This is a genomic window from Novosphingobium sp. ZW T3_23 (assembly GCF_044987305.1).
Classification (GTDB): domain Bacteria; phylum Pseudomonadota; class Alphaproteobacteria; order Sphingomonadales; family Sphingomonadaceae; genus Novosphingobium.
The window spans coordinates 82,744-107,294 of the sequence record NZ_JBJDRF010000011.1; the positions used below are offsets into that span (position 1 = coordinate 82,744).

Here is a 24,551-nt window from a genome sequence, read left to right on the forward strand (position 1 = left end):
CGCCCCCTCACCGGATGAACTCGACGCGAGAGCACTTGTCGCCCTCGAAGCTGTAGACAGCCAGAACGTCGAAAGGCGCGACCAGCTCGGAACCATCGGTAGCCGGGCCGCGCGTGACGTGCTCGCGAAGGACGACGTAGTTGTCGGTTTCCTCTCGCGAGACGATCTCGGCCTTGTTCTCGGGCCAGCGGACGAATGCCGTTTTGAGCCCGGAACGCGTGCCTTCCTTGCCCTCGCGAACGACGGCGCCGCGATAATTCGCCTCGCTCGCCTCGTCGGTCATGTAAGACACTTGTCGCCCTCGAAGCTGTAGACAGCCAGAACGTCGAAAGGCGCGACCAGCTCGGAACCATCGGTAGCCGGGCCGCGCGTGACGTGCTCGCGAAGGACGACGTAGTTGTCGGTTTCCTCTCGCGAGACGATCTCGGCCTTGTTCTCGGGCCAGCGGACGAATGCCGTTTTGAGCCCGGAACGCGTGCCTTCCTTGCCCTCGCGAACGACGGCGCCGCGATAATTCGCCTCGCTCGCCTCGTCGGTCATGTAAGACACGTAGAGGTCGACATCCTGCGCATTGTAGGCGGCGATCATGGCCTCGGCGATTGCGAGCTTGCTCAACGGTCGCACTCCCCGAACACGATATCCATGGCACCCAGGATCGCGGTGGCATCAGGCAGCATGTGGCCCTTGGCCATGAAGTCCATCGCCTGCAGATGGCTGAAAGCCGTCGGGCGGATCTTGCAGCGGTAAGGCTTGTTGGAGCCGTCCGACACCAGATAGACGCCGAACTCGCCCTTGGGGCTTTCCGTCGCGACGTAGACTTCGCCCGCCGGGACGTGGAAGCCTTCGGTGTAGAGCTTGAAGTGATGGATCAGCGATTCCATCGACTGCTTCATCTCGCCGCGCTTCGGAGGCGAGACCTTGCGGTCGGTGGAAGCCACCGGGCCTTCTGGCATCTCTGCCAGGCACTGCTTCATGATGCGGGCCGACTGGCGCACTTCCTCGGCACGGCACATGAAGCGATCGTAGCAATCGCCGCTGGTGCCGACGGGAACCTCGAAGTCCATGCGATCATAGACGTCGTAAGGCTGCGCCTTGCGAATATCCCAGGCGATGCCCGAGCCGCGCAGCATCGGGCCGGAGAAGCCCCAGGCCAGCGCATCGTCCTTCGACACCGTGGCGATGTCGACGTTGCGCTGCTTGAAGATGCGGTTGTCCGCAACCAGGCTGAGGGCATCCTCGAACAGTTCCGGCAGGCGCGTGTCGAGCCAGTCGGCGATGTCCGCCAGCAGCTTGAGCGGCACGTCCTGATGGACGCCGCCGGGGCGGAACCATGCCGAGTGCATGCGGGCGCCCGAAGCGCGCTCGAAGAAGTTGAGGCAATCCTCGCGGACTTCGAACAGCCACAGGTTCGGCGTCATCGCGCCGATATCCATGATGTGCGACCCCATGTTCATCATGTGGTTGCAGATGCGGGTCAGCTCGGCAAACAGCACGCGCAGGTACTGGCCGCGGATCGGCACTTCGAGGTTGAGCAGCTTCTCGATCGCCAGGACGTAGGAATGCTCCATGCCCAGCGGCGAGCAATAGTCCAGACGGTCGAAATAGGGCAGCGCCTGAAGGTAGGTCTTGTGCTCGATCAGCTTTTCGGTGCCGCGATGCAGCAGGCCGACATGCGGATCGATGCGCTCGATGATCTCGCCATCGAGTTCCATGACCATGCGCAGAACGCCGTGGGCCGCAGGGTGCTGCGGACCGAAGTTGATGGTGTAGTTGGTGATGACTTCATCGCCCGTGGTGGGCGACTGCTCGAGCAGCATGCTCATGCCTTGTCTCCCTTCTCGGACGGTCCAGTCGTCTTTTCGCTCGCCTTGTCGTTTGCCTTGTCACCGGCGCCGGTATCGGCCTTGCTTTCGGTGGTCTTGGGCTCGGCGACCGGCGGCGGAGCCGGCTGCTGTGCAACCTTCTCGTCACCCGGAAGGATGTATTCGGCGCCTTCCCAGGGGCTCATGAAGTCGAACTGGCGCAGGTCCTGCGCGAGCTGGACCGGCTCGTAGACGACGCGCTTGTCCTCTTCGGAATAGCGCAGCTCGACATAGCCGGTGAGCGGGAAGTCCTTGCGGAACGGATGGCCTTCGAAACCGTAGTCGGTCAGGATGCGGCGAAGATCGCGGTTGCCGGCGAAGATCACGCCGTACATGTCGAACACTTCGCGCTCGAGCCAGCCCGCGTTCGGCCACAGCGTGGTCACGGTCGGCACCGGCGTGTTCTCGGCGGCCGAGACCTTCACCATGATGCGATGGTTCTTCGTCACCGACAGCAGCATGTAGACGACGTCGAAACGCTCGGCCCGCGACGGATAGTCGACACCGGCCATTTCCATGAGCTGCTGGTATTCGTGATTGTCACGCAGCAGGCGCAGGGCGTTTTCGATCTGGTCGCGCGCGACGGTGAGCACGACTTCGCTGTGCTCTTCCTTGGTCGCGACCACCATGTCGCCCAAGGCAGCCGAGAGAGCTTCGATCACGCCGTCGTTCGACGCGAACCTGGGGGCGGAATGCAGAACGGTCATCGTGCCCTTACCTCTCGAGCGTGCCGGCGCGGCGGATCTTGCGCTGCAACTGCATCACGCCATAGAGCAGCGCTTCGGCGGTCGGAGGGCAGCCCGGCACGTAGATGTCGACCGGAACGATGCGATCGCAGCCGCGCACGACGCTGTAGCTGTAGTGATAGTAGCCGCCGCCGTTGGCGCACGACCCCATCGAGATCACGTACTTCGGATCCGACATCTGGTCGTAGACCTTGCGGAGCGCCGGAGCCATCTTGTTGCACAGCGTACCGGCGACGATCATAACGTCCGACTGACGCGGCGAAGCGCGAGGCGCGGCACCGAAGCGCTCCATGTCGTAACGCGGCATGTTGACGTGGATCATCTCGACCGCGCAGCAGGCGAGGCCGAAGGTCATCCACCACAGCGAACCCGTGCGGGCCCACTGGAACAGCTCTTCCGTCGAGGTGACGAGGAAGCCCTTGTCGGACACTTCCTGATTGAGATCCTTGAAGAACGCCTGATCCGGCGCGGTGATCGCGCCGTGGGCCGTTCCAGGGTGAGCGGCGGCAGCCAGGGGCTGGCCGGCGGAGTTCACGAGTGTAGAGTTCATGGCCGTGCTCATTCCCAGTCCAGAGCCCCCTTCTTCCATGCATAAGCGAGGCCGATGGCCAGTTCGCCGAGGAACACCATCATCGTCAGCCAGCCGGCCCAGCCGGTCAGCTTGAGCGATACGGCCCAGGGGAACAGGAACGCGGCTTCAAGGTCGAAGACGATAAAAAGGATCGCCACGAGATAGAAGCGGACGTCGAACTGGCTGCGCGGATCTTCGAACGCGGGGAAGCCGCACTCGTACTCGCTGTTCTTGTCGGCGCTTGGATTATGCGTGCCGGTGAGGCGGGAAACGCCCATCGGCAGCAGCACGATCACCGACGACAGCGCAAGCGCCACCGCGAGGAAGATCAGGATCGGCAGGTATTGTGACAGATCAGTCAATGGTTCTGGCCTCATACCGGATACGGCAGCCGGACTCATGCCGTGAAGACAGGGCCCGGTCGTTGCGGGCGCTCTTAGGCCAGCCCCTCCCCCTCCGCAAGGTGTCCGAAGGGAATAAATGGCGGAACTCTGCGGTGTTGCGAGCCATTCGCAACTAGCTGGATCGACGACACGCTTCGTTACAGCGTGACACCAAGCCGAAACCCGCAAAACACCGAAGGTCAGCCGATTTCAACGAGAAGATCGACCATTTGGGCACCGATGCAAGATTCGCCATCGGGGTTGCGAAAATCGACGCAGATCGCCCCCTCGAACCGCCACGGGGATGATGCATGATCCGCTCCGGCATGAAGGAGTCTGCAATTGCATTTGGTGCAGTGCAGCACTACCTCGTCTGCCAGGATACCTGATTTTCAACGCGTGAAAGGCATCATAATAATGGCCCAGATCTCGGCTTCCGACCCGATCGTCATTCTTTCCTACGCCCGCACCCCCATGGGCGGCCTGCAAGGCGCCCTTGCCGAAGTTTCCGCCACCGACCTCGGGGCCACCGCCGTCAAGGCCGCCGTCGAGCGCGCCGGCGTTTCGGGTGAAGACATCGAACGCATCTATATGGGCTGCGTGCTTCCCGCCGGCCTGGGGCAGGCTCCTGCTCGCCAGGCCGCACTCAAGGCCGGCCTGCCGAAGTCGGTCCAGGCCACGACCGTGAACAAGGTCTGCGGCTCGGGCATGCAGACGGTCATCATGGGCGCGGAAGCGCTTGCCTCTGGCTCTCTCGACTTGCTGATCGCCGGCGGCATGGAATCCATGACCAATGCGCCCTACCTGTCGAAGAAGCACCGTTCGGGCGCTCGTGCCGGTCACGATACTCTCTACGACCACATGTTCCTCGATGGCCTTGAAGACGCTTACGAGGGCGGCTCGATGGGCTCCTTCGCCCAGGTGACGGCCGACGAATATCAGCTGACGCGCGAAAATCAGGACGACTACTCGATTGAATCGCTTCGTCGCGCCCAGGAAGCGATCAAGAACGGCGCCTTCAAGGAGGAAGTCGTCCCGGTGACCGTCAAAACCCGCAAGGGCGAGGTCGTCATCGACAGCGACGAGCAGCCGCCGAAGGGCAATCCGGACAAGATCCGCACCCTGCGCGCGGCCTTCGCCAAGGACGGCACGATCACCGCTGCCAGCTCCAGCTCGATCTCCGACGGTGCCGCTGCCGTCGTCATGACGCGCGCCAGCGTCGCGGCCCAGAAGGGCCTTGCGCCCGTTGCCACCGTCGTCGGCGTCGCTGCCCACGCGCAGGAACCCGCCAAGTTCACCACCGCGCCCGTCGGAGCGATCACGAAGCTGATGGACAAGGTGGGCTGGCAGCTTGCCGACGTCGATCTCTTCGAGGTGAACGAAGCCTTTGCCTGCGTGGCCATGTTCGCCATGCACGACCTCGGCATCCCGCACGACAAGGTCAACATCCATGGCGGCGCGACCGCGCTCGGCCACCCCATCGGCGCTTCGGGCACGCGCATCATCGTGACCCTTATCAACGCGCTGAAGGAAAAGGGCCTGAAAAAGGGCGTGGCTTCGCTCTGCATCGGCGGCGGTGAAGCAACCGCCATTGCAGTCGAACTGCCCTGATCTCTCGTACCTTCTGAAAGAACGAAACCCCCGCTTTCCGGCGGGGGTTTTTCTTTATGTATCGAGAGCTTGAGGCAGGGACTTCACGGAGCCCCTGCGCCCCATAGCATGCTCTGCTCGACGAAGCCCTTGTGCCCCTGAACATCGAAGGGACACCAGCCATCCTTGCAGTCTCCCAGAATGCCGACCACTCCGGGCTGGATGCGCCAAAGCATGGGCGAGGCCGAACTGGCAGCGGCGTGCATTTCCGTCAGAGCCTTACCCCCCGGCCCTCTCACCAGCGCCGATCGCTGGCGGGACAGCAACAGGTCGCGCATCCACCCCTTCGCTCCATCCGGATCTTCCACGAGTCGCCACGGCCCTTCCCGTCTGAGCACTTTCACCGGCAGGTGGAGGCGGCGATAGACCCAGTCGATCCTATAGGACTCGCCCGGCCCGACGCGCAAATTGGCCAGATCGGTGTCCACCGATGCCCAGTAGGGAACCTTGTCATCGTCCGCCGCCTGGACGCCTCCGGCAAGGGTGCAGAGCGCCGCTGCGCAAGCGGCCATCAGGGACTGTCGGGCTTTTCGAGAAAACATCGTCATTTCATATCCTCTAGCAGCCCAATCCTTCAAGATTTCCTGCTTCACGATTGTGGAAGCCGGACGCCCCATCTGCGCATTCCATTGCCTATCCGAAATTTACTAAGGATAATCGCTTAGGGGCAACCGCTTGTGTCGTGCCGCTCGACTGCCCTAGAGGTTGCAGCAGACGGGATGTTGCGGCCGTTTCAGGGGGTATCGATGAAGCGATGGGGACTGTTGTCCATGTTCGGCGCGCTGGCGACTGCGCCGTGCCACGTCATGGCGCAAGACGGCCGACTCAGTCTGGCCGATAGCGGCGACACCGCCTGGATGCTTGCCGCCTCCGCTCTCGTCTTGCTTACCCTCCCCGGCCTCGCCCTGTTCCATGCGGGATGCGCTCGGTCGAACGTCCGGCTTTCCATCCTCGCGCAATCCGCCACGGTCGCCGCCGTCGCGACACTGCTTTGGACCGTAGTGGGCTATACCCTCGCATTCGGTGACATCTCGGGAGGGTGGATCGGCGCAGGCAATGCATGGATGCTGATGGGACTGGGCAGCGTGCGGGGCGGAACCAACACGCCGGAGAGCGCATTCGCGCTTTTCCAGATCGGCGTCGCCGCAATCCCACTTGTCCTGATGGTCGGCGCCTGGGCGGGGCGCGCTCGATTTGGCTGGGTCGTGACCTTCTGCGCGCTGTGGACGCTCGTCGTCCAGGCGCCGATCGCGCATTGGGCCTGGGGTGGCGGCTGGATGTCACGCAATCTCGGGCTTCTCGACTGGGCCGGCGGATTGCCGCTATTCACCAGCGCGGGCGTTTCCGCTCTCGTCGTGGTGTCGATGATGGGCCCAAGGTTGGCACTCCCCTACCCGGATAGCGAACCGTCCAGCCCTGCCGCGACGCTTTCGGGTGATGGACTGGTATGGCTCGGCGCGCTTGGGCTTTGTGGAGGCTGGGCTGTAGCCGCCAACGATGATGCCGCGGCGGCCATGATTTCCGCTCACGTTGCCATAGCCGCTGCTGCCGTAACGTGGGCCGGTATCGAGCGACTTGCCTCAGGCCGGATCACATTGGGCGGATTGGCTAGGGGTATCCTTGCAGGTATCGCCACGATCGCGCCGGCTGCCGGGTACGTATCGCCCGGCGCGGCAATCCTTTTTGGAATTATCGGAGCCTTGGCCGGATATCAGGCGCGCCACTTTGTCCGCAGATACCGTCTAATCGACGACGTTTCGGACGTCTTCGCGGTTCCTGGAATCTGCGGCGCAGTGGGATCGCTCATGCTCGCCGTGTTCCTGTCGAGAGACTTCGGAGGCGTGGGATATTACGATGACATGTCATTGCAAAGTCAGGCCTTTGCTCAAGGCATGGGGGTCGCGGTGGTCGTTGGCTGGTCCGCCATGGTGACGACAATCATTGCGTTGATGGCATCGCTGGTGTTTCCGATGCGCGTGTCGGAAGACGCGGAACGAGCGGGCCTCGACAGCACCCTTCATCATCCCTCCGACGATTGATCCTCTTGATGACGGCGCACCCTATCGACAGCCTTCGAAACACGCTCAGCTTCTCCTTCCAGCCCCGGGGACGCGCTGACCGTGGCGAGGCCTGGACGTACCTTCTGGCCGCCACTCTTTGCGCCACGCTGCTGTCAGGCATGGTTTCCGCGCTGACAACAGGGGCCCTTGCTGACTGTCTGTCGCTGGGTATCGTGGTCACCTGCGCCATTCCGGCGCCCGCACTTGCAGCGCGCCGGTTCCATGACTTTAATCGCAGCGGATGGTGGAGCCTGGCACTGGCTCCGGGGGCGCTTCGCCTCCTGCTTCTCGAAATCCTGCAACGGGGTTTCGGGTGGAGCGCCCGAGAGGTGGCCGAAGACGTGCTCCGCTGGATAGACTGGGCCATATTCCCGACCTTCGGCTTGGCCTATCTGGCGCTTCTTGCCTGGCCGGGCTCCTCCGGTGCCAATCGCTTCGTTGCCTCGTCAGCGGGGCGAGGACACGATCGTCCCGCGCCCCGCTAAGGTCAGCCCGGCTTCTTCGGCAAAGCGATCTCCGCCACGCCTGCGCACATCAGCGTGCCTTTCTGGTTCATCATCTTGTGCTTCACCTGCACGAGGTGACGTCCTTCCTCATCCACCATCGTATCGACCACTTCGGCGGTCTGGATGGTCACGTCTCCCGAGAGCGCCGGTCCGCGATAGTTTGCGGTGGAATGGACGACCATGCCCCATTCACCGGCCCAGCCTCCCAGGTAGTCCGTGACCCAGGCCCCCATCGAAGCGCCATAGCCATAAGCGCGCGGCATGCCGATCTTGCGCGCATACTTGGGGAAGAGATGTCCGCGCGAGGGCCCGAAATAGGCGCCGTCGGTCAATTCCGGATTGATGCGTTCCATGTGCGGATCGTTCTCGTGGCCCGCCATTTCCGGCGTGAAGCCCAGCGCCGCCAGATCGAGTTCGCGACGATCGAGCGTGCCCCATGTCGTGAACAGAAAAGCTCGCCATTCGGTCGTGAAGCTGGCGATCGTATGCGGCCCGAACACGCGTTCGGGTAACTGATCGCCTACCTTGACGTCATCCCACCAACGCTCCTTGTGGCCCAGGTCGTGTAGCATCTGGATCCAGGCGAACTTGCGGGCTTCCAGTTGCTCCAGCTCGCTATCCGTCCATTCCGGCTCCTCGAACTCCGCCGTGTTGACGGTGTCGCCGCCTGCATGCGCGAGATAGCGGATCGCCGTGGAGCGCTGCTTTGCGATCAATTCGCCGTCCTGATTGCGGTAATAGTTGTCCCCCCTCTGGAAACAGGTAGGTCCGAAACCGGTATTCTTGACGGTGTAGTCGAACGGAATGCGTTCGTTGGTCACCACATCTCCGCCGAAGATGCGCGGTCCGTAGTGCCAGAACTCGTCTCCGCCGAAGAGCAGATGCGAATTGGGGATGCAGCCTACACAAGAAGGTGCCGTACCATGACCGTCATCCATGACGATCGGAAAGCTTTGCGGCGCAACCAACCGACCGAAGCGGCTCTGGCCGGCATAGGCGGGATCGAAATGCAGAAGGTTCGGGTAGTGCATCGCCTGGGCCCAGCGACGGATATCGTTGTTCCCCAAGGGTTCGCGAATCGGTGACGAGTCGATGACCTTGCCCAGATACTGATCGATATCGGAGCAATCGAATTCGGCGACGGCGTGATCGGACATGAGGTTCTCTCCCGGCGACGGCTCATGGGCCGTTCTGATGATCGACACCGCTGTCTATTACAGCCTTCAGTCCTGGTCACGCGCATTGCGACGCACAAGGCCCGGCAACGCTCCGGCGTTACGTCGCCCCTCTCGACAGGATACCAGCGGCGATCTATGCCCGTTTAATCGATCACTTAAACGGACCGGAAATGACCTTGCCAGCGCCCTTCGCTTCCTTGCGCCTTCCCGTGATTGCAGCCCCGATGTTCATCGTCTCCACGCCTGAACTAGTCATTGCGCAAGTACGGTCTGGCGTGGTTGGCAGCTTCCCCGCACTCAACGCCCGCCCTGCCAGCCAGCTAGACGATTGGCTCTATGAAATTGAAGCAGGTACAGTGGGTTGCAAGGCGCCTTTCGCGGTCAATCTGATCGTGCACAAAAGCAATAACCGGCTTGAGGAAGACCTTAGCGTCTTGGAAAAGCACAAGGTTCCGCTGGTGATCACGTCCCTCGGCGCTATCCCAGAAGTTAACGCTGCCGTGCATGCCTGGGGCGGGGCGGTATTCCATGACGTGATCAGCGATCGGTTCGCCCGCAAGGCGGTTGAAAAGGGCGCTGACGGGCTGATTGCGGTGGCAGCCGGAGCTGGCGGACATGCCGGACCACAATCGCCGTTCGCGCTGATGCAGGAAATTCGCGCGTGGTTCGACGGCCCCCTGGCACTTTCGGGCGCTATCGCCTGCGGCCGCTCCATTCTGGCAGCGGAGGCCATGGGCGCGGATTTCGCTTATATCGGCACTCCATTCATTGCCACCAATGAAGCGAACGCGGATTCGAACTACAAACAGGCGATTGTTGACGGCGAGGCGGCGGACATCGTCTATTCCAGCCTCTTCACCGGCGTTCACGGCAACTATCTGCGAGCCTCGATCACGGCGGCCGGACTGGATCCCGACCGCTTGCCGGAAGGTGACAAGAACCAGATGGACTTCGGCTCGGGCGGCAATACCGCCGCCAAAGCCTGGAAGGACATATGGGGCTCCGGACAAGGGATCGGAGCGATCAAATCCATTGAACCGGTAGAAGCGCGCATCGCCGTATTCGAAGAGCAATATCGTGCCGCCCGGAACGAATTGTGGGCACGTACCGGCATGGAGTGAACGGCCGGGCTGGAAAGGCACTCGGTTCCGCGCCACAAGACGTCAGCCATTGCATCGAGTTCCGCGAAGTCGGCTTCGCTTCGGAGTGGATCGTTGCGATTGAGACGGGGGGCTGAAGCCGATCCCCCCAACAGAAGGCGGCGCAGGCCGCGCTGCAGCAGATCGACTCGCCATCGCGCTTCGACGCTTGCACGAGAGGCGTCAGCCTGTCGGTCCGACGACCATCGCGCTTCGATCTGTCCGACCCGTTCGCATACGATCGCGGTATATTGTCGATGCGGCCCCCGATGCAGAGGCAGGCCCATGCGGATCCCCGCGGCTTCGTCGCAAGGAAGCAGAAGTCCATTGCGACGAAAGTCGCCAAAACAACCATGCAGTCCGCCGACTGCCGCTATCAACGGCTGGAAACAGGCGCTGCGGCCGATTTGGAGCGGAAGCAGGTGGTGCCGTTGCAATCCACGATCGTGATCCGGCTGGCCGGAACGATTCACGGCTCGAAAAGGAAGATACTGTCTCAGCGGAAAGAGAGGAGGTCAGGGTTGCCGCCAGACCCAGACCTGCTTGCCCCCTTGGGACGGCTCCAGCAGCAGCTTTCCCCGAGGTGAATCAATCACCCGGGACTCTGCAAAAACACCTTGGCGAACGAGGTAATCGACCATGCGAATGGCCAGCTTCAAGGTGTCGGACGGTGTTTCTTCCACCGCGCCTTCTAGCTGCATTTCCCGACCGACGAACCGCGACAATCCTTTGGTGGAGATACTTCCATCTTCAGAGCGGAGCAAAGCCGTAAGGCCCAGCGCCGGGAAGGCGCCGCCTGCAAGCCAATTCACGATGATCTGCGCGAAATAGCGCGGTTCCATCAAGGTCTGCGCGGATCGCCAGCCAATGGCTGCGACCGGAAGTTTCAGGGACAGGCTGGTAGCCAGACCCACCATCGTTCGGTTTACCGGAAGCAGCCCCGAACCCCCGGCGATATGGCCGCCAGGAGAAAGTTCGACAGCTTCCAGTTCTTCGCAACGCGGCGTCTCATCGAAGCCATGGTATTGCAGGATGTCACCTGAAATGGCCGATTCGGCAGGCGCCAGCCCCGTCAGATCGAAGGTCAGACCGCTGGCAAGGAGTTCGAGCCAGCCCTCCTGCGGAGGCGGCCGATGCGTGATCCGCGCCATGATGTCAGCATTCGCCGTCGCCTCCATCAAGGCGCTGATGGCTTCCGTTGAAGGACGAGACCCTCGCCTGAAATAAAGCGATATGCCGTTGCCTGGCACGGCCGATGGCGCCTCTTGATCAGGCATGACTGGGCATGAAAGGGTCTGTTCCACGGATTGCGGCTCTATCGTTGTCTCCCCGCGATAAGGCAGCACTTGCGCGGCGACGTCGAGTCCGTTGGCTAACTAATGCAACCGGAACGGTTTCATCTTCAGAAGATGCCCATCCGCAAGCCTTCCGCAAAGGCAGATCCCAAGTCACGACAGAGCCCGAGGTCATGTTCCGAAACGGTCTTTTCGGAACGAATTTGCTCCGGGGTCTGCGCCCCCAGGTTGACTATCAAGGGCTCCGCCATCCGCCGGAGCCGCCAGCCTGTCACGATGCGATCGATCTGGGAACAGGCGCCAGTGCCATCCGATCCGGCGGAGATTGCCGTGGCGTAAGGTCGCCCTTCGACACGACCGAGCAGGGGATAATAGCAACGATCGAACATTTCCTTCATATGACCGGACATGGTTCCCAGGTTTTCGGGACAGACGAACACAAAGCCCTCCGCGCCCAGCAAGAGCGCCGGCATGGATTCGGCTGCGGTCAGCAGTACCGCCCCTTCACCGGCACCCTCGGCAATAGCCGCCGCCATGGCGCGCGATGCGCCGGTGCGGCTGTGCCAGATTATCGCCAACATCGACCCTTCTCCCCTTCGTCCGGCGCTGATGTCGCCCGCGACCTTTTCCCGGCCCCCGGCTTAGTCTAATCCGATCGCCATGGCTTCGCGACATGTTACTTCCGTATTCGGCATCGATCGTTCCCTCACCGGCAAGGCCTGGCGCTGGCGTGGGGGCAACATGGACATCTCCGACAGCGCATCGGCAGGTGCCGGCGGGCTTGAGGATGACATCGTCACCCAGATCCTGCTGTCTCGCGGCGTTCCCCGCGACGATCTGGAGCGCCATCGCTCTCCTTCGCTGCGTGCCTTCCTGCCCGACCCTTCTGAATTCCGGGATATGGATGCCGCCGCGGAACGGCTCGCCCAGGCCGTGATGACCGGCGAGACGATGACGGTCTATGGAGATTACGACGTCGACGGCGCCACCAGCGCCGCCCTGCTGATCCTGCTTCTGCGGGGCCTCGGGCACGACGCGAAATACTACATCCCCGACCGCCTGCTCGAAGGATACGGCCCCAGCGGCGAGGCGCTCGTGCGGATCGCAGGGGAAGGATCCAGCCTCATCGTCACCGTCGATTGCGGCGCCATGGCGCATGAAGCGCTTGAAATGGCGCATGGCGCGGGCGTCGACGTGATCGTGGTGGATCACCACAAGTGTGCGCCAGAGCTTCCGCGCGCCGCCGCACTGGTCAATCCCAACCGCCTCGACGAGAGCGAGATCGCCGCCGGACACGGCCATCTCGCCGCTGTCGGCGTCGCATTCCTGCTCGCGATAGCGACGGTGCGAACCTTGCGTCGCCAGGGGTTCTTCGAGCAACGACGCGAGCCCGATCTTTTCGCGCTGCTGGATCTTGTCGCCTTGGGAACGGTGGCGGACGTTGCCGCGTTGCACGGCCTCAACAGGGCGCTCGTGGCACAGGGCCTCAAGGTCATGGCCAGGCGCGACAACATCGGCATGGCCGCGCTGATCGATGCAAGCCGCCTCAGCCGGGCCCCCACCTGTTCGGATCTCGGTTTCGCGCTGGGACCGCGCGTCAACGCCGGCGGCCGCGTGGGAGAAGCCACACTGGGGGTACGCCTGCTGACGACGACCGACCCCGATGAGGCCCAGAGCATCGCCGCTCAACTTTCACGCCTCAACGACGAGCGACGCGGTATCGAGCAGGTCGTGCAGGAAGCGGCCGAAGCCCAGATCGAGCGACAGCACAACCGCTCGGTCATGGTTCTTTCCGGGGCCGGGTGGCATCCGGGGGTGATCGGCATCGTCGCGGGCCGGATCAAGGAAAAGACCGGAAAGCCGACGCTCGTGATCGCCATGGATGCCGACGAAGCCGGCAACGGCAAGGGTTCCGGCCGCTCGATCCCCGGCGTCGACCTTGGCGCGGCCATCATCGCCGCCCGCCAGGCCGGCCTGCTGGTTGCCGGCGGCGGCCACGCCATGGCCGCCGGCCTCACCGTGGCGCCTGACAAGCTTGATGCCCTCGCCGAATGGCTGGATTCGCTCCTTGCCTCCGAAGTGTCCCGCGCCAGTGCCAGCCAGTCGATGCAGCTGGACCTGGCGCTTGCCCCGCGCGGATTGACGCCGGAGCTTGTAGAGAAGCTCGAAAGTGCCGGTCCTTTCGGCATGGGCTGGCCCGGACCGCGCGTCGCCGTGGGGCCTGTCCATGTCATCAAGGCGGACATCGTCGGTGTGGACCATGTTCGCCTGATCGTCGGAGGGCAGGATGGCGGTCGCTTCAAGGCCATGGCCTTCCGGTCTGCCGAAACGGAGATGGGGCAAGCCCTGCTGCACGCCTCGCAAGGGCGCAGGCTCTGGCTGGCCGGACGCGCCAAGATCGACGACTGGGGCAGCCGCCCGCAAGCCGAACTTCACATCGACGACGCAGCCTTTGCAGCCTGAAATCTGCGAATTTCGGCACCGGCCGCGCCGGTCCCTGCAAGGCATGTCATAGAGAGTTCAAATTATTCGCTATGAGGGGGTTGACCCCCCATCGGACCCCCGCTAGAGGGCCGGTCCTGCCTCCGGCGCAACCCGGTACGGCCCCTTCGTCTAGCGGTTAGGACGCGGCCCTTTCACGGCTGAAACACGGGTTCGATTCCCGTAGGGGTCACCATCCGGTGGCAGATAAAATGGCTTCATGGCCCCTTCGTCTAGCGGTTAGGACGCGGCCCTTTCACGGCTGAAACACGGGTTCGATTCCCGTAGGGGTCACCATTTTTTACCGCCACGCGCGGACATTCTGGCTCTACGGCCCCTTCGTCTAGCGGTTAGGACGCGGCCCTCTCACGGCTGAAACACGGGTTCGATTCCCGTAGGGGTCACCAGAAGCTCAGGCAATAGCCTCCCCTTCACATCAGCGACAAGCACGCCAGCCACCGGACCTGATCGCCTGATCCAGATGCAGATGATCGGCATGTGCCGCATTGTAGTCCGGAGAGAGCACGGTAGCGAAGGCCGTGCATGCCGAATCGCGCACGGCATGAAGGAAAGCGCTTTCCTCCACGGATCCCTTCCATCCCCTGCGAACGCCGATGCGCCTGCCGTCCGCGAGGATGAAGGCGGAAACGTCTATGGCATTGCCTGTCGCATGCTCGCTCCAGGATCCGCTATCGCCATTGCCGATACGTCGGCAATTATAGGTGCCGAGTTGTTCGATCCGAACGATCCTGGCGCCCAGGATCGCCTCCGCCTGCGGCTGGACACCTTTGCGCAGCCACCAGGCCAATCCCGCATCTACTGCGCAAGTGGCCTCTGCTGAAGGCGGAGAAAGGCTGACATCGAAGGCCTGAAGAGCAGCCAGGCGCTTGCGATCATCGCGACGGCACGTTCCGCTGCCTGTCGGCGGTAACGCCGTCACGTCGATCCCGCTACGCTCCAGAAAGCCTCTGCACATCGCGCGATCGGTCCTGACCGCCATAAACTTGCGCGGGGTCGCCCACCCCGGCTTCTCGTCAAGCGTAAGCGGCGCCCAGGGATCGTATCCCGGATGCTCGCGCAACCAGCCCCTGCCGGCCAGGAGCACGCATGCAAGCAGAAGTGCGGCCACGACATAACGGTCAAACGCGAAGGACATCTCCGGAGCAACGCTCTGGCGGGTCGCCGGCTCCCGTCAGTCTGCCAAGTCCGTCAGGCCGTCACTCCATCATCGCGAACAGCGCCCAGGCCAGTCCTGTGGCACCGCAGAACAGGGGCCAGGACCAGTAGAGTTCGTGGCCTTGATAAAAGGTATGCGTAATGTCGAGCAGGCCTCCGCGCGATCCCTGCGATCCGATGATCAGGGAGACGATCCAGGTAAGCAGGAAGCCGGGAATCAGTGCCTTGATGGCTGACATGGTGACGCTCGAGTTTTCTATGGCCCTGTGGGAATTCTGCCCGAGAGAGGTAAATTTCCTCCTACTCCCGCCTTTTACAACCCTGTGGGAAACTCGGGCACAAGCTGGGGCTGAACTGTGGATGGGCTGCGGGCACAAAAAAAGGGGAGCACGATGGCTCCCCTTCCCTTTGATGCTGTCGCTTCGTGTCAGACCGGCGGGACCGGCTGCGGCGGCGCATCGGCATCGACTTCATGCGTCTCGATCAGTCCGCGGCCTACATGGCTGCGCGAGCGGCTGTAGGTGTAGTAGACGATCAGCCCCAGAAGTGCCCAACCCACGAACAGCGAGATGGTCTGGAACGAGAGGCTGAAGAACAAATAGATGCATCCGGCAATGGCCAGCGGCGCGGTCAGCATCACGCCCGGCGTGCGGAACGGGCGCTTGCGGGTCGGGTCCGTCTTGCGGAGCACCATCACCGCGATCGACACTGCGGCGAAGGCGAACAGCGTGCCGGAGTTCGAAACGTCCGCCAGCAAGCCAACCGGGAAGAATGCCGCGAACAGCGTCACGAACAGGCCGGTGAGCAGCGTTATGACATGCGGCGTGTGAAAGCGCGGGTGCACCTTCGAGAAGAACTCCGGCAGCAGGCCGTCGCGGCTCATCACGAAGAAGATGCGGGTCTGGCCGAACATCATCATGAGGATGACGGAAGGCAGCGCGATGATCGCGGCGGCGCCGACCAGCCAGCCCACCATGGGATAGCCGACCTGGCGCAAGGTCCAGGCAAGCGCTTCCTTAGAGCAGACCACGGCATTCTCGTGAATGGCGGCGCAGGCCTGCGACAGTTCCGGCGTGCCCGGCGACAATGCAACGCCATTGGCATCGAGTACCGGCTGGGCGCCCACGGTGCCGATCACGCCCGATGCGACCAGCATGTAGAAGATCGTGCAGATGCCAAGGCTGCCGATCAGGCCGATGGGCATGTTGCGCTGCGGGTTCCGGGTTTCCTCGGCCGCCGTCGATACGGCGTCGAAGCCGACATAGGCGAAGAAGATCGAAGCGGCGGCGCTGGAGATGCCGGCGAAGCCGAGCGGCGCGAAGGGCTTGAACTGGCCGCTGCTGATAACGGGGATCGTCAGCACGACGAACATGACGAGCGCCAGGATCTTGATGCCCACGAGCACCGCGTTGACCGTGGCGCTTTCCTTCGTGCCCTTGATGAGGAGAGCGGTGACGGCAGCCGCGATCAGCATCGCGGGGATGTTGATCACGCCTCCGTCGAACGGCCCGCGCACGAAATCGAGCGGAATGTTCATGCCGAAACTGCTGTTGAGCCAGCCCACGAAGTAACCCGACCAACCGACGGACACAGCGCCCGCGGCAATCGCATATTCGAGGATCAGCGCCCAACCGACCATCCAGGCGACGGTTTCGCCCATGACGGCGTAGCTGTAGGTATAGGCCGAGCCCGAGACCGGCACCATGGCTGCCATCTCGGCGTAGCAAAGCGCCGCTACCCCGCAGACGAAGCCGGCGATCACGAAGGACAGCATCATGCCGGGCCCGGCTTTCTGCGCCGCCTCGGCGGTGAGAACGAAAATACCCGTGCCGATAACGGCGCCGATGCCCAGCATCGTCAGCTGGAACGCACCCAGCGACCTGTGAAGAGATTTCTTTTCCGCCGTCGCCAGAATGGCGTCGAGCGGCTTAACGCGTCCGAACATGCGGTGGACCCCTGAATTCCTTTTATGGCGTGACGCTAGCGGGCTGCCGCGCCTTGGCAAGCCCTAACGCTTCTGGCTCCCCGGCTTTGCTGAAATTGGCCCATGGGAACCGGGCGTTGCGATGTGCCCGAAAACACGGCGACGTTGCGCTGTTCAGGCCATCGGCATTGAAAATGCACTTTTGCGCATCTGCAAACCCCGCGCTAGAAGCGGGGCATGTCCACGACCTTTCAGCTCGATACCGCGACAAGTCGCGCCAATCCCACGCCCGCGCCGATGAAGCGCCTGACGGTTCCCGCCATTCAACGCCGCAAGGTGGAAGGGAAAACCGTCGAGCCGCTCGTCATGCTGACGGCCTACACGGCACGCCAGGCCCAGCTTCTCGACCAGCATTGCGACATACTGCTGGTGGGAGACTCGCTTGCCCAGGTGATCTACGGGCTGCCCTCCACCCTGCCCGTCACGCTCGACATGATGATCGCGCACGGAGCCGCAGTGGTGCGCGGCAGCTACCACTCGCTCGTCGTGGTCGACATGCCTTTCGGCTCCTACGAGGAAAGCCCGCAGCAGGCCTTTGCTTCTGCGGCGCGGATCATGGCCGAGACCGGCTGCGCGGCCGTCAAGCTCGAGGGCGGCATCGCCATGGCGGAAACGATCGCCTTCCTCACGCAGCGCGGCATCCCCGTCATGGCGCATATCGGCCTCACGCCGCAGGCGGTCAACGCACTGGGCGGCTATGGAGCGCGTGGGCGCAGCCAGGAAGAACATGCCAAGATCGTTTCCGACGGCAAGGCGGTGGCCGATGCAGGAGCCTTCTCGGTGGTCGTCGAGGGGGTGGTCGAACCGATCGCCATTTCGCTTACACACAGCCTCGACATCCCGGTGATCGGCATCGGCGCCTCGGCGCAGTGCGACGGTCAGGTGCTGGTTGCCGAGGACATGCTGGGCATGTTCGACCGCGTTCCCCGGTTCGTGAAGCGTTATGCCGACATGGCGGGACTGGTTTCGGAAGCGGCGGCCAAGTACGCCGAGGAAGTCCGCGCCCGCAACTTCCCTGGACCGGATCAGACCTATCAGCCCAAATAATCGGCCCAAAACTGTGAACCAGGCGCGGGGACCGGCTCGGTTCCCCGCGCAACGGCTCAGTTCTGCAGGTCGTACTGCTTCAGCAGGTCGTAGAGCGTGGGGCGGCTGATCCCCAGCATCTTGGCGGTGCTGGAGATATTTCCTTCGCTTCGCGCAAGGGCATGGCGGATGACCTTGCGGTCGGCCTGTTCGCGCGCGGACTTGAGGTTCAGGGCGTTGATCACTTGCTCGTCGGGATCGGCAAGGTCGAGATCGGCGGCCCCGACCAGCTTCTCATCCGCCATGATCACGGCGCGCTTCACCCGGTTCTCCAATTCGCGAACGTTGCCCGGCCAGTGCCAGGCATCGATCGCCGCCAGCGCATCGGCCGCGAAGCCGCGCACGCTCGGGTTCATGTCCCTGGCATGGCGATGGAGGAAGGCCTTGGCCAGCAGGGCGGCGTCTCCCGGACGTTCGGAAAGACTGGGAATCCGCACCACGATTTCCGCCAGGCGATAGAACAGGTCCTCTCGAAAGCGCCCTTCCCCGATCATCGCCTCCAGATCCTGGTGCGTGGCGCAGACGATGCGCGTGTCCACCGGTATCGATTCGCGCGATCCGACCCGCTCGATCACCCGTTCCTGAAGGAACCGCAGGAGCTTGACCTGAAGCTGAAGCGGAATGTCACCCACCTCGTCGAGGAAAAGCGTGCCGCCGGCCGCCAACTCGATCTTGCCCGGCGTCGTCTTTACGGCTCCCGTGAAGGCACCCTTCTCATGCCCGAACAATTCGCTTTCGAGCAGGTTTTCCGGAATCGCCGCGCAATTGATCGCCACGAATTCGCGCTTGGCCCGATCGCTCGCTTCGTGGAGCCCCCGGGCCAGCAGCTCCTTGCCGGTGCCGCTCGCGCCGAGGAGCATGACGGAAACATTGGTGTTGGCCACACGCTCGATGGTGCGCGCCACGCGGAGCATTTCCGGCGCGGTGGTGATCAGCCTGCCAAGGACTTTCTCGTCCTTCTCGGCCCGTGAGGCCAGGCGGCGGTTTTCCTCCTCAAGCCGGTGCAGCTGCAAGGCCCGCCGCACGATCAGCCCCAGCGCATCGATATCCACCGGCTTCGGATAGAAGTCGTAGGCGCCGCGCGCGATGGCCTGGAGCGCCGATTCCCGCGCGCCGTGGCCCGATGCGACGATCACCTTGGTGCCCGGTTTCAGCGCCATGATCTCGTCCAGCACCGCGAAGCCCTCCGTCGTGCCGTCGGGATCTGGCGGCAGGCCGAGATCGAGGGTCACCACGTCCGGCATTTCCGCACGGAGCAGCGTCAACGCCGAGGCCCTGTCTCCGGCAACGATGACGTCGAAATCCTCGTAAGCCCACTTAAGCTGCGCCTGGAGGCCGGGATCGTCCTCGATGACGAGCAGCTTGGGTCGGGTCTCGGTCATTGTCAGGCTACTTTCTGGTCCTGGGAGGTGCTGTCGAATGGCGCGCCGGCGCCGATACCGCTCGACAGAGCCAGTGGAATGCGGACGATGAAACGGGAGCCCAACCCTTCGCGGGATTCGACGTCCAGCCGCCCCTTCATGGCCTTCACCAATTCGCGCGCCTCGAACGCCCCGATCCCGAAACCGCCGCTCTTGGTGGACACGAATGGCTTGAACAGACGGTGACGCACGAATTCGGCCGACATCCCCGTGCCGGAATCGACTACTTCGAACCGGGCGAACAGCCCGTCCACACGGAGGGAAACCAGCACCGGACTGTCGGCCCGGCTCGCATCGAGGGCGTTCTGCACGAGATGCACCAGAACCTGTTCGAGCGAATGGCCGTTCGCCGTCGCGAAGAGATCCTGGACTTCGGACAGGACGACCTGGGGACTGCCGCTGAACCGGGCGACGGCGCCGCGCAGGACGTCACCCGCCCGTACCGTTTCGAGCCGGTCCACCGCCCCGGCGCCATAGCGCGACAAGCGCGACAACAAGGCATTCAGCTTGTCCGAGGAATTGCGCAGAGTGATCAGCATGTCGGCGCGGAATTCGGGTTTGTCGGCATGAAGCTCGGCATTGCGCGCAAGGAGGCTGAACTGGCTGGCCAGGTTCTTGATATCGTGCATCACGAAAGCCATGCGGCGGTGGAAATCCTCGAACCGGCTGGATTCCGCAAGGGCTTCCTGGCTGGCATTCTCGGCCAGATAGCTGGCGAGCTGCTGGCCGATCACGCGCAGCAGGTCGAAATCCTCCCAGTCGAATTTGCGTGCCATGGCCGGGCGGGCGAGCACGACCATTCCGACCAGGCGCTCGTAGTGAACCAGCGGCACCAGCGCCCAGGCCCGCCGTTCGTCACGCAGCCAGTCAGACACTTGCAGGTCGATGGGGTGCGCAGAAAATCCGTCGCGCAGATCGTCGATATCGGCGATATAGCTTGCCTGCTCGAACAGTCCGAGCATCGCGGCCGGAAAGGCCGTGGCGGGCACCTCCACATCCGGCCAGTTCCATCGCGCCGCGAGCGTCAGGTCGCCCTGTTCGCCCGGCGTCAGCAGGAGGCCGGCGGGACTGTCGGTGATATCCGCCACCGACTGGATCACCCGCTCTCCCAGAGGCGATGTCGCGTCGTCGTTCCTGCCGATCGTGCGGGTGAAGCGCAGCCACTCCTCGCGATAATCGTAGCGATGCTGGAAGAAGTGCTTGGCGAGGATGACCTTCAGCCAGCCGCGAACCCGGCGCGAGGGCAGCACCACCAGCGCGAAGGCACTGGCGAACGTGAGGAAGGCCATCTCTATCAGCCGCGCGAAGTTGCCTCCGACATAGGAAAGCCACTGCGCGACGGCGACCATGGCGACGAGATAGACGCCGATGACCAGTAGCGAGAACGTCTGAAACGTCACCGCGCGCGATGGCTTGAGCCGCAGTTCGTCGCGATTGCGCGAGGCGGCGATCGCCAGGCATGCGGCCAACGCCAGTGCCGCCCCGCCGCGCAAGGCGGCGATTTCGCCAGGCCAGCTTCGGGCGAGATAGGCGACGGTGTAGAGATTGAGGTCGAACGACCACAGGATGGCCAGTCCGATCGTCGGCCAGCGCAGCGCAGGGCGGAGTTCGCGGGGCGCGCCGGCATAGAGGTTGTGGACCAGCACCAGCCCGCCCACCGCCACGAGCAGACGCAGCATGACCTCGATCTCGAAGGCGCGGATCACCGCTCCACCCGTTTCCGGCACATAGGACAAGGCCAGTGCCAGGCCGAGGTGCAGCACACCCACGAAGGCAAGGGCCAGGATGACGGGGCGGATCGGGGCAAGGCTGGAATGACGCCCGTCGCCTGCGAACAGCCGATAGATCACCGCCAGCCATGCAAGGTTGCGAAGGCTTTCGGCAAAGGAAGCAAGGATCGGCGCCTGGCCAGTCATCGTTGCCGTCGTCGCCGCAGCCACGCACCATCCGGCGGTGAACAACAGGGACGCAACCACGCTTGCGCCTGCCGCATCGAAGCGCGCGCGCCTCGGCCAGAGCCAGAGGGCAAGGCTGGCAACGGCTATGGCGCCGGCCAGGTCAAACACGATGCCGATCGTCCGCCAGGCGTCCAGAGAGGGTGCGATGCTCACGGCAGGAGGCTCAAGGTGCGGGGCTCAAGGTGCGGGGCTCATCGGGCGCCCTCGCTCCAGAGAACGACGCGCAGGGTCTGGAGAATGATGATCAGATCCAGGAACGGCGTATAGTTCTTGGCGTAGTAGAGGTCATATTCCAGCTTGTGGCGGGAATCCTCTATCGAGGCACCGTAGGGATAGTTGATCTGTGCCCAGCCGGTTATGCCCGGCTTCACCATGTGCCTCTCGGCGTAATAGCGCAGCTGCTCTTCCAGTTCGGCCACGAACTGCGGACGTTCAGGACGCGGGCCCACGAAGCTCATCTCGCCCTTGAGAACGCTCCAGGCCTGCGGCAGTTCGTCCACGCGGACCTTGCGGATAAAGCGCCCGACACGGGTGACGCGGGGATCGTCCTTGGCCGCCCACTGCGCCCCCGCCGCTTCCGCGTCGGTGCGCATCGAACGCAGCTTGATGACGTCGAAGTTCTCTCCGAACAATCCGACCCGCTGCTGCCGGTAGAAGGCAGGACCGCGGCTATCGATCTTCACCAGCAGGGCGAAGAGCAGGATGATCGGCATCGTCAGGCAAAGCACCACGGCGCTGGCGAGAATGTCGAACAGTCGCTTCGCCACGCTGGAAATCATCCGACCCGAGGAAAAGCCGTCGGAGAAGATCAACCAGCTGGGATTGACCGTGTCGAGATCGACCCGCCCCGTCTCCCGCTCCAGGAAGCTGGAGAATTCGTTGACGTGGACGCCCGTGGTCTTGATCCGGAGCAAGTCCTTGAGAGGCAGGGCATTTCTGCGTTCTTCCAGGGCCAGGACGACTTCCGTGACGCCCAGATTGTCCACATAACGGGTAAGGTTGTTGATGGCCGCGCGGGGGATCGATTCCTCGATCGTTGGTGTGCCTTCGCTCATGCAGATATAGCCGACGATGACGAAGCCGCTTTCCGGCCGATCCGCCAGTTCCCGCACCCGCTGTGCCCGTCCGCCCGCGCCCAGCACCAGAACGCGGCGACGGAACGCCGACGTTCCCAGGAAGGCTCCGAGCAGGAGGCGGTTCGCCACCAGCAGCACGATGGCGATGCCCATGGAATAGGCCAGAGTGGAGCGCCAGAAGTTCTGCGCCGCGAACACGAAATCGAAGAATGCGAGCGCGATCACGCCCAGGGATATGGCAACCAGAAGGCGGGCTGCCGCGAACCGCATCGAGCGCAGCGCTTCCGCACCGTAGACACCGACCGCAACCATCGAGAGCGAGAGAACGATCGCAAAACCGGCATGGAGCCCGATGCGCGCGCCGATATCTCCCAGCGCCATGCCGATCTGCCCGGCGCGCAGACGCCAGGAAAGCTCATTCGCGCCGATCAGCAGAAGCATGTCCACCAGCCACAGCAGGGCCACGGCGTGAGGAATGTAGTGTTTGAAAAGACGAATCATCGTCGCGGCCGCCATTCTACGAGCCGAAACCGGCAATGCCTTCGTTCTAGGATAAAGGCGTAAACTGTCGGTGAATCTGACACAGGTCCAAAAATCCGGATGATCGAGAGTTCGCCGGACGCCACCACCTGCTTCCCGCAGCGTCGGACAGCATTACAGATTCCGGATCATTTCCGAGCCATCAGTCGCATGGCGGTCAGCGTCAGGGCCTCGCTGCCCGACGCGATCACCTTGTCCGCCTGCGGTGCCCAGAACGGGCTGTGAAGCGAGGGCAGCGCCGGGCCGCCCGCCTTCGCGGCTGCGATCTTCTGCGGGTCTGCACCGCCGATCCAGAAGATCACCGACTTGCACGCACCAGAACGCCGTCGCGCTCGCTCCCCGGCCAGTAGATGATCACGAGAGAGGCGGCGAGCGCCAGCGCCGCCAGGAAACCCCACGAACGGCGCCTAAGATTGAGTGCGCTGGAAGACTGGACGATATCCTCGTTACGAGGACCATCGGGGGCCGGTCGAACCGTGTCCGGTTGGAAATCGGGCGCTTCTCCCTGTGGCTCCGACACCGCCTTCGCGACACGCTCCAGGACTGGCGCATAGGAACCGCGCGGCACCACGATGCGGCATGGATCGCCAGCACCCTCTCCTACGTAGTATTCGATCAGCGCCTTGCGCAGGCGGGTCATCTGCACCCGCACGATCGAATCGGAAGAAGCGTCGAAGTCATCGCCGCGTCCAAAGACGTCAAGCGCGATGGGATAACCCTTCAGCCTGTCACCATGCCCGGATAGCTTTTGGTCTACGAGATAGGACAGAAGTTCCGCCAACTTGGGCGAAGACCGGAAAGTAGAAGAAGCGACGACGCGCGATAGGGCGTCGCGATATTCGTCGGCGGTGGGTTCCATGTCGTCCCCCTCCGAACCTTATTAGTCCGGAGGGGGATATTTGGCAAACGCGCTTCTTTGTTGCGACCCGAAGCGGCTCTCCAAAAACCTGTTCAAATTCCAGCGGTCTTCCTGGACCCTCGCTCTGCCGCAAAGGGAGCGGAAGGCGGGACCGGCCGGAACTGCTGGAAGCGCGTCGGCGGTCCATCGGCCACCGATGCCCCGCAATCTCGTCTCCTCGATTCGGAACGGGCTTCCAGCAGACCTCGAGGTCGATCACGTCCCAAGGGACGACAGACATGCCACCGCGTTGCCGCGCTGGAATTTCAAGGATGTTACCAGTGTAGAAAGATTACCGGCGGAATCACCGTGTTTAACTGTTAAATTCCGTCCATTTCCAAGAGATAGCCCCAAAAGCCGAGGCGGCCCAACGCTTTTGTTCACTATTGAACGCAACGCAGACCGGTCACTTGCCGCCATCGCCTTGCACAAATCACACAGCAAAAAGCCGCGAACCCTTGGTGGGTTCGCGGCTTTTTGCTGTGTGGTGCCCCTGGCCCGACTCGAACGGGCACGCCTTTCGACAAACGATTTTGAGTCG

General features: G+C 63.1%; 25 protein-coding genes, 3 tRNA genes and 1 pseudogene. 10 read left to right on the forward strand and 19 right to left on the reverse strand.

Annotated features, from left to right (window positions below):
* Positions 1 to 7: 7 nt before the first annotated feature.
* From ACI3K3_RS08780 to ACI3K3_RS08805, 6 genes are read right to left on the reverse strand one after another with little or no spacing between them, the layout of a single operon-like run.
* Complete coding sequence (locus tag ACI3K3_RS08780) at positions 8 to 283, reverse strand: hypothetical protein (RefSeq protein WP_404913209.1); 276 nt, start codon at positions 281 to 283, stop codon at positions 8 to 10.
* Entirely contained in the window at positions 280 to 615 is a 336-nt protein-coding gene (locus tag ACI3K3_RS08785; protein ID WP_404913210.1) for a nuclear transport factor 2 family protein, read from the reverse strand. Before ACI3K3_RS08785 ends, ACI3K3_RS08780 begins: the two co-directional genes overlap by 4 nt.
* Complete coding sequence (locus ACI3K3_RS08790; protein ID WP_404913211.1) at positions 612 to 1,823, reverse strand: NADH-quinone oxidoreductase subunit D; 1,212 nt, start codon at positions 1,821 to 1,823, stop codon at positions 612 to 614. Before ACI3K3_RS08790 ends, ACI3K3_RS08785 begins: the two co-directional genes overlap by 4 nt.
* Positions 1,820 to 2,569: an NADH-quinone oxidoreductase subunit C gene (locus ACI3K3_RS08795; protein ID WP_404913212.1), complete on the reverse strand. Its 750-nt coding sequence runs from the start codon at positions 2,567 to 2,569 to the stop codon at positions 1,820 to 1,822. Before ACI3K3_RS08795 ends, ACI3K3_RS08790 begins: the two co-directional genes overlap by 4 nt.
* A 7-nt stretch (positions 2,570 to 2,576) precedes the next feature.
* Positions 2,577 to 3,158: a NuoB/complex I 20 kDa subunit family protein gene (locus ACI3K3_RS08800; RefSeq protein ID WP_404913213.1), complete on the reverse strand. Its 582-nt coding sequence runs from the start codon at positions 3,156 to 3,158 to the stop codon at positions 2,577 to 2,579.
* 8 nt (positions 3,159 to 3,166) lie between these two features.
* A complete protein-coding gene (locus tag ACI3K3_RS08805) occupies positions 3,167 to 3,541 on the reverse strand; it encodes an NADH-quinone oxidoreductase subunit A (protein WP_313441246.1) in 375 nt (124 codons plus the stop codon).
* Between the two features lie 438 nt (positions 3,542 to 3,979).
* Here ACI3K3_RS08805 and ACI3K3_RS08810 point away from each other — a divergent pair, with 438 nt between their 5' ends.
* Complete coding sequence (locus ACI3K3_RS08810) at positions 3,980 to 5,173, forward strand: acetyl-CoA C-acyltransferase (protein WP_404913214.1); 1,194 nt, start codon at positions 3,980 to 3,982, stop codon at positions 5,171 to 5,173.
* 83 nt (positions 5,174 to 5,256) lie between these two features.
* On the opposite strand, the gene ACI3K3_RS08815 is transcribed toward ACI3K3_RS08810, so the two are convergent.
* Entirely contained in the window at positions 5,257 to 5,724 is a 468-nt protein-coding gene (locus ACI3K3_RS08815; RefSeq protein ID WP_404913215.1) for an SH3 domain-containing protein, read from the reverse strand.
* A 234-nt stretch (positions 5,725 to 5,958) separates the two neighbouring features.
* On the opposite strand from ACI3K3_RS08815, the gene ACI3K3_RS08820 reads away from it, so the two are divergent.
* Together ACI3K3_RS08820 and ACI3K3_RS08825 are read left to right on the forward strand one after the other, a co-directional pair.
* Positions 5,959 to 7,251 (forward strand): ammonium transporter, encoded by a 1,293-nt coding sequence (locus ACI3K3_RS08820; protein ID WP_404913216.1) that lies wholly within the window; start codon positions 5,959 to 5,961, stop codon positions 7,249 to 7,251.
* An 8-nt stretch (positions 7,252 to 7,259) separates the two neighbouring features.
* Positions 7,260 to 7,757, forward strand: coding sequence for a DUF805 domain-containing protein (locus ACI3K3_RS08825; RefSeq protein WP_404913217.1), 498 nt, complete (start codon positions 7,260 to 7,262; stop codon positions 7,755 to 7,757).
* A 2-nt stretch (positions 7,758 to 7,759) separates the two neighbouring features.
* Here the strand turns inward: ACI3K3_RS08825 and ACI3K3_RS08830 are convergent, their stop codons facing one another.
* Positions 7,760 to 8,935: a MaoC family dehydratase N-terminal domain-containing protein gene (locus ACI3K3_RS08830; protein ID WP_404913218.1), complete on the reverse strand. Its 1,176-nt coding sequence runs from the start codon at positions 8,933 to 8,935 to the stop codon at positions 7,760 to 7,762.
* A gap of 191 nt (positions 8,936 to 9,126) precedes the next feature.
* On the opposite strand from ACI3K3_RS08830, the gene ACI3K3_RS08835 reads away from it, so the two are divergent.
* Positions 9,127 to 10,077, forward strand: a complete 951-nt coding sequence (locus ACI3K3_RS08835) for an NAD(P)H-dependent flavin oxidoreductase (RefSeq protein ID WP_404913219.1) — start codon at positions 9,127 to 9,129, stop codon at positions 10,075 to 10,077.
* A 209-nt stretch (positions 10,078 to 10,286) separates the two neighbouring features.
* Here the strand turns inward: ACI3K3_RS08835 and ACI3K3_RS08840 are convergent.
* From ACI3K3_RS08840 to ACI3K3_RS08850, 3 genes and pseudogenes are all read right to left on the reverse strand, one after another.
* A pseudogene (locus ACI3K3_RS08840) lies at positions 10,287 to 10,568 on the reverse strand (AHH domain-containing protein); the annotation flags it as partial.
* 42 nt (positions 10,569 to 10,610) lie between these two features.
* On the reverse strand, positions 10,611 to 11,372 hold the full coding sequence (locus tag ACI3K3_RS08845; RefSeq protein WP_404913220.1) for a hypothetical protein: 762 nt from the start codon (positions 11,370 to 11,372) through the stop codon (positions 10,611 to 10,613).
* Positions 11,373 to 11,497: 125 nt separating this feature from the next.
* Positions 11,498 to 11,926 (reverse strand): NAD(P)H-dependent oxidoreductase, encoded by a 429-nt coding sequence (locus ACI3K3_RS08850; RefSeq protein ID WP_404913221.1) that lies wholly within the window; start codon positions 11,924 to 11,926, stop codon positions 11,498 to 11,500.
* 124 nt (positions 11,927 to 12,050) lie between these two features.
* On the opposite strand from ACI3K3_RS08850, the gene recJ reads away from it, so the two are divergent.
* The 4 genes from recJ to ACI3K3_RS08870 all read left to right on the forward strand — a co-directional run bounded on the left by recJ (position 12,051) and on the right by ACI3K3_RS08870 (position 14,278).
* Positions 12,051 to 13,853 (forward strand): single-stranded-DNA-specific exonuclease RecJ, encoded by a 1,803-nt coding sequence (recJ, locus tag ACI3K3_RS08855; protein ID WP_404913222.1) that lies wholly within the window; start codon positions 12,051 to 12,053, stop codon positions 13,851 to 13,853.
* 139 nt (positions 13,854 to 13,992) lie between these two features.
* A tRNA-Glu gene (locus ACI3K3_RS08860) sits at positions 13,993 to 14,067 on the forward strand.
* A 26-nt stretch (positions 14,068 to 14,093) separates the two neighbouring features.
* A tRNA-Glu gene (locus ACI3K3_RS08865) sits at positions 14,094 to 14,168 on the forward strand.
* A 35-nt stretch (positions 14,169 to 14,203) separates the two neighbouring features.
* Positions 14,204 to 14,278: transfer RNA gene (locus tag ACI3K3_RS08870), tRNA-Glu, on the forward strand.
* A 29-nt stretch (positions 14,279 to 14,307) separates the two neighbouring features.
* On the opposite strand, the gene ACI3K3_RS08875 is transcribed toward ACI3K3_RS08870, so the two are convergent.
* The 3 genes from ACI3K3_RS08875 to ACI3K3_RS08885 form a co-directional block, all read right to left on the reverse strand.
* Positions 14,308 to 15,000 carry an extensin family protein gene (locus ACI3K3_RS08875; RefSeq protein WP_404913223.1) on the reverse strand — a complete coding sequence of 231 codons (693 nt, stop codon included), beginning with the start codon at positions 14,998 to 15,000 and terminating at the stop codon, positions 14,308 to 14,310.
* 88 nt (positions 15,001 to 15,088) lie between these two features.
* Entirely contained in the window at positions 15,089 to 15,286 is a 198-nt protein-coding gene (locus tag ACI3K3_RS08880) for a hypothetical protein (protein WP_404913224.1), read from the reverse strand.
* A gap of 188 nt (positions 15,287 to 15,474) precedes the next feature.
* Complete coding sequence (locus ACI3K3_RS08885; protein WP_404913225.1) at positions 15,475 to 16,992, reverse strand: amino acid permease; 1,518 nt, start codon at positions 16,990 to 16,992, stop codon at positions 15,475 to 15,477.
* A 216-nt stretch (positions 16,993 to 17,208) separates the two neighbouring features.
* Here ACI3K3_RS08885 and panB point away from each other — a divergent pair, with 216 nt between their 5' ends.
* On the forward strand, positions 17,209 to 18,078 hold the full coding sequence (gene panB / locus ACI3K3_RS08890; RefSeq protein WP_404913226.1) for a 3-methyl-2-oxobutanoate hydroxymethyltransferase: 870 nt from the start codon (positions 17,209 to 17,211) through the stop codon (positions 18,076 to 18,078).
* Between the two features lie 56 nt (positions 18,079 to 18,134).
* Here panB and prsR read toward each other — a convergent pair whose 3' ends face one another.
* The 5 genes from prsR to ACI3K3_RS08915 all read right to left on the reverse strand — a co-directional run bounded on the left by prsR (position 18,135) and on the right by ACI3K3_RS08915 (position 23,971).
* Positions 18,135 to 19,499, reverse strand: a complete 1,365-nt coding sequence (prsR, locus tag ACI3K3_RS08895) for a PEP-CTERM-box response regulator transcription factor (RefSeq protein ID WP_404913227.1) — start codon at positions 19,497 to 19,499, stop codon at positions 18,135 to 18,137.
* Positions 19,500 to 19,501: 2 nt separating this feature from the next.
* Positions 19,502 to 21,649 carry an XrtA/PEP-CTERM system histidine kinase PrsK gene (gene prsK, locus ACI3K3_RS08900; protein WP_404913228.1) on the reverse strand — a complete coding sequence of 716 codons (2,148 nt, stop codon included), beginning with the start codon at positions 21,647 to 21,649 and terminating at the stop codon, positions 19,502 to 19,504.
* A gap of 38 nt (positions 21,650 to 21,687) precedes the next feature.
* Positions 21,688 to 23,073 (reverse strand): TIGR03013 family XrtA/PEP-CTERM system glycosyltransferase, encoded by a 1,386-nt coding sequence (locus ACI3K3_RS08905; protein WP_404913229.1) that lies wholly within the window; start codon positions 23,071 to 23,073, stop codon positions 21,688 to 21,690.
* Positions 23,074 to 23,240: 167 nt separating this feature from the next.
* Positions 23,241 to 23,414, reverse strand: a complete 174-nt coding sequence (locus ACI3K3_RS08910; RefSeq protein WP_404913230.1) for a hypothetical protein — start codon at positions 23,412 to 23,414, stop codon at positions 23,241 to 23,243.
* Positions 23,411 to 23,971, reverse strand: coding sequence for a hypothetical protein (locus tag ACI3K3_RS08915; RefSeq protein WP_404913231.1), 561 nt, complete (start codon positions 23,969 to 23,971; stop codon positions 23,411 to 23,413). The genes ACI3K3_RS08910 and ACI3K3_RS08915 overlap by 4 nt, the downstream gene beginning before the upstream one ends.
* A gap of 196 nt (positions 23,972 to 24,167) precedes the next feature.
* Between ACI3K3_RS08915 and ACI3K3_RS08920 the strand changes: the two genes are divergently transcribed.
* The coding region (locus ACI3K3_RS08920) for a hypothetical protein (RefSeq protein ID WP_404913232.1) at positions 24,168 to 24,551 on the forward strand (384 nt) is incomplete at its 3' end.

What these genes read in the sequence shown, in the direction of transcription:
- prsR (WP_404913227.1), bottom strand. Translation starts at nt 19,499, where the DNA reads ATGACCGAGACCCGACCCAAGCTGCTCGTCATCGAGGACGATCCCGGC.
- ACI3K3_RS08830 (WP_404913218.1), bottom strand. Translation starts at nt 8,935, where the DNA reads ATGTCCGATCACGCCGTCGCCGAATTCGATTGCTCCGATATCGATCAG.
- ACI3K3_RS08835 (WP_404913219.1), top strand. Translation starts at nt 9,127, where the DNA reads ATGACCTTGCCAGCGCCCTTCGCTTCCTTGCGCCTTCCCGTGATTGCA.
- panB (WP_404913226.1), top strand. Translation starts at nt 17,209, where the DNA reads ATGTCCACGACCTTTCAGCTCGATACCGCGACAAGTCGCGCCAATCCC.
- ACI3K3_RS08815 (WP_404913215.1), bottom strand. Translation starts at nt 5,724, where the DNA reads ATGGCCGCTTGCGCAGCGGCGCTCTGCACCCTTGCCGGAGGCGTCCAG.
- ACI3K3_RS08845 (WP_404913220.1), bottom strand. Translation starts at nt 11,372, where the DNA reads ATGCCTGATCAAGAGGCGCCATCGGCCGTGCCAGGCAACGGCATATCG.
- ACI3K3_RS08795 (WP_404913212.1), bottom strand. Translation starts at nt 2,569, where the DNA reads ATGACCGTTCTGCATTCCGCCCCCAGGTTCGCGTCGAACGACGGCGTG.
- ACI3K3_RS08915 (WP_404913231.1), bottom strand. Translation starts at nt 23,971, where the DNA reads ATGGAACCCACCGCCGACGAATATCGCGACGCCCTATCGCGCGTCGTC.
- ACI3K3_RS08905 (WP_404913229.1), bottom strand. Translation starts at nt 23,073, where the DNA reads ATGATTCGTCTTTTCAAACACTACATTCCTCACGCCGTGGCCCTGCTG.
- ACI3K3_RS08885 (WP_404913225.1), bottom strand. Translation starts at nt 16,992, where the DNA reads ATGTTCGGACGCGTTAAGCCGCTCGACGCCATTCTGGCGACGGCGGAA.
- ACI3K3_RS08780 (WP_404913209.1), bottom strand. Translation starts at nt 283, where the DNA reads ATGACCGACGAGGCGAGCGAGGCGAATTATCGCGGCGCCGTCGTTCGC.
- ACI3K3_RS08810 (WP_404913214.1), top strand. Translation starts at nt 3,980, where the DNA reads ATGGCCCAGATCTCGGCTTCCGACCCGATCGTCATTCTTTCCTACGCC.
- ACI3K3_RS08825 (WP_404913217.1), top strand. Translation starts at nt 7,260, where the DNA reads ATGACGGCGCACCCTATCGACAGCCTTCGAAACACGCTCAGCTTCTCC.
- ACI3K3_RS08850 (WP_404913221.1), bottom strand. Translation starts at nt 11,926, where the DNA reads ATGGCGGCGGCTATTGCCGAGGGTGCCGGTGAAGGGGCGGTACTGCTG.
- ACI3K3_RS08820 (WP_404913216.1), top strand. Translation starts at nt 5,959, where the DNA reads ATGAAGCGATGGGGACTGTTGTCCATGTTCGGCGCGCTGGCGACTGCG.
- ACI3K3_RS08790 (WP_404913211.1), bottom strand. Translation starts at nt 1,823, where the DNA reads ATGAGCATGCTGCTCGAGCAGTCGCCCACCACGGGCGATGAAGTCATC.
- ACI3K3_RS08800 (WP_404913213.1), bottom strand. Translation starts at nt 3,158, where the DNA reads ATGAACTCTACACTCGTGAACTCCGCCGGCCAGCCCCTGGCTGCCGCC.
- ACI3K3_RS08880 (WP_404913224.1), bottom strand. Translation starts at nt 15,286, where the DNA reads ATGTCAGCCATCAAGGCACTGATTCCCGGCTTCCTGCTTACCTGGATC.
- recJ (WP_404913222.1), top strand. Translation starts at nt 12,051, where the DNA reads ATGGCTTCGCGACATGTTACTTCCGTATTCGGCATCGATCGTTCCCTC.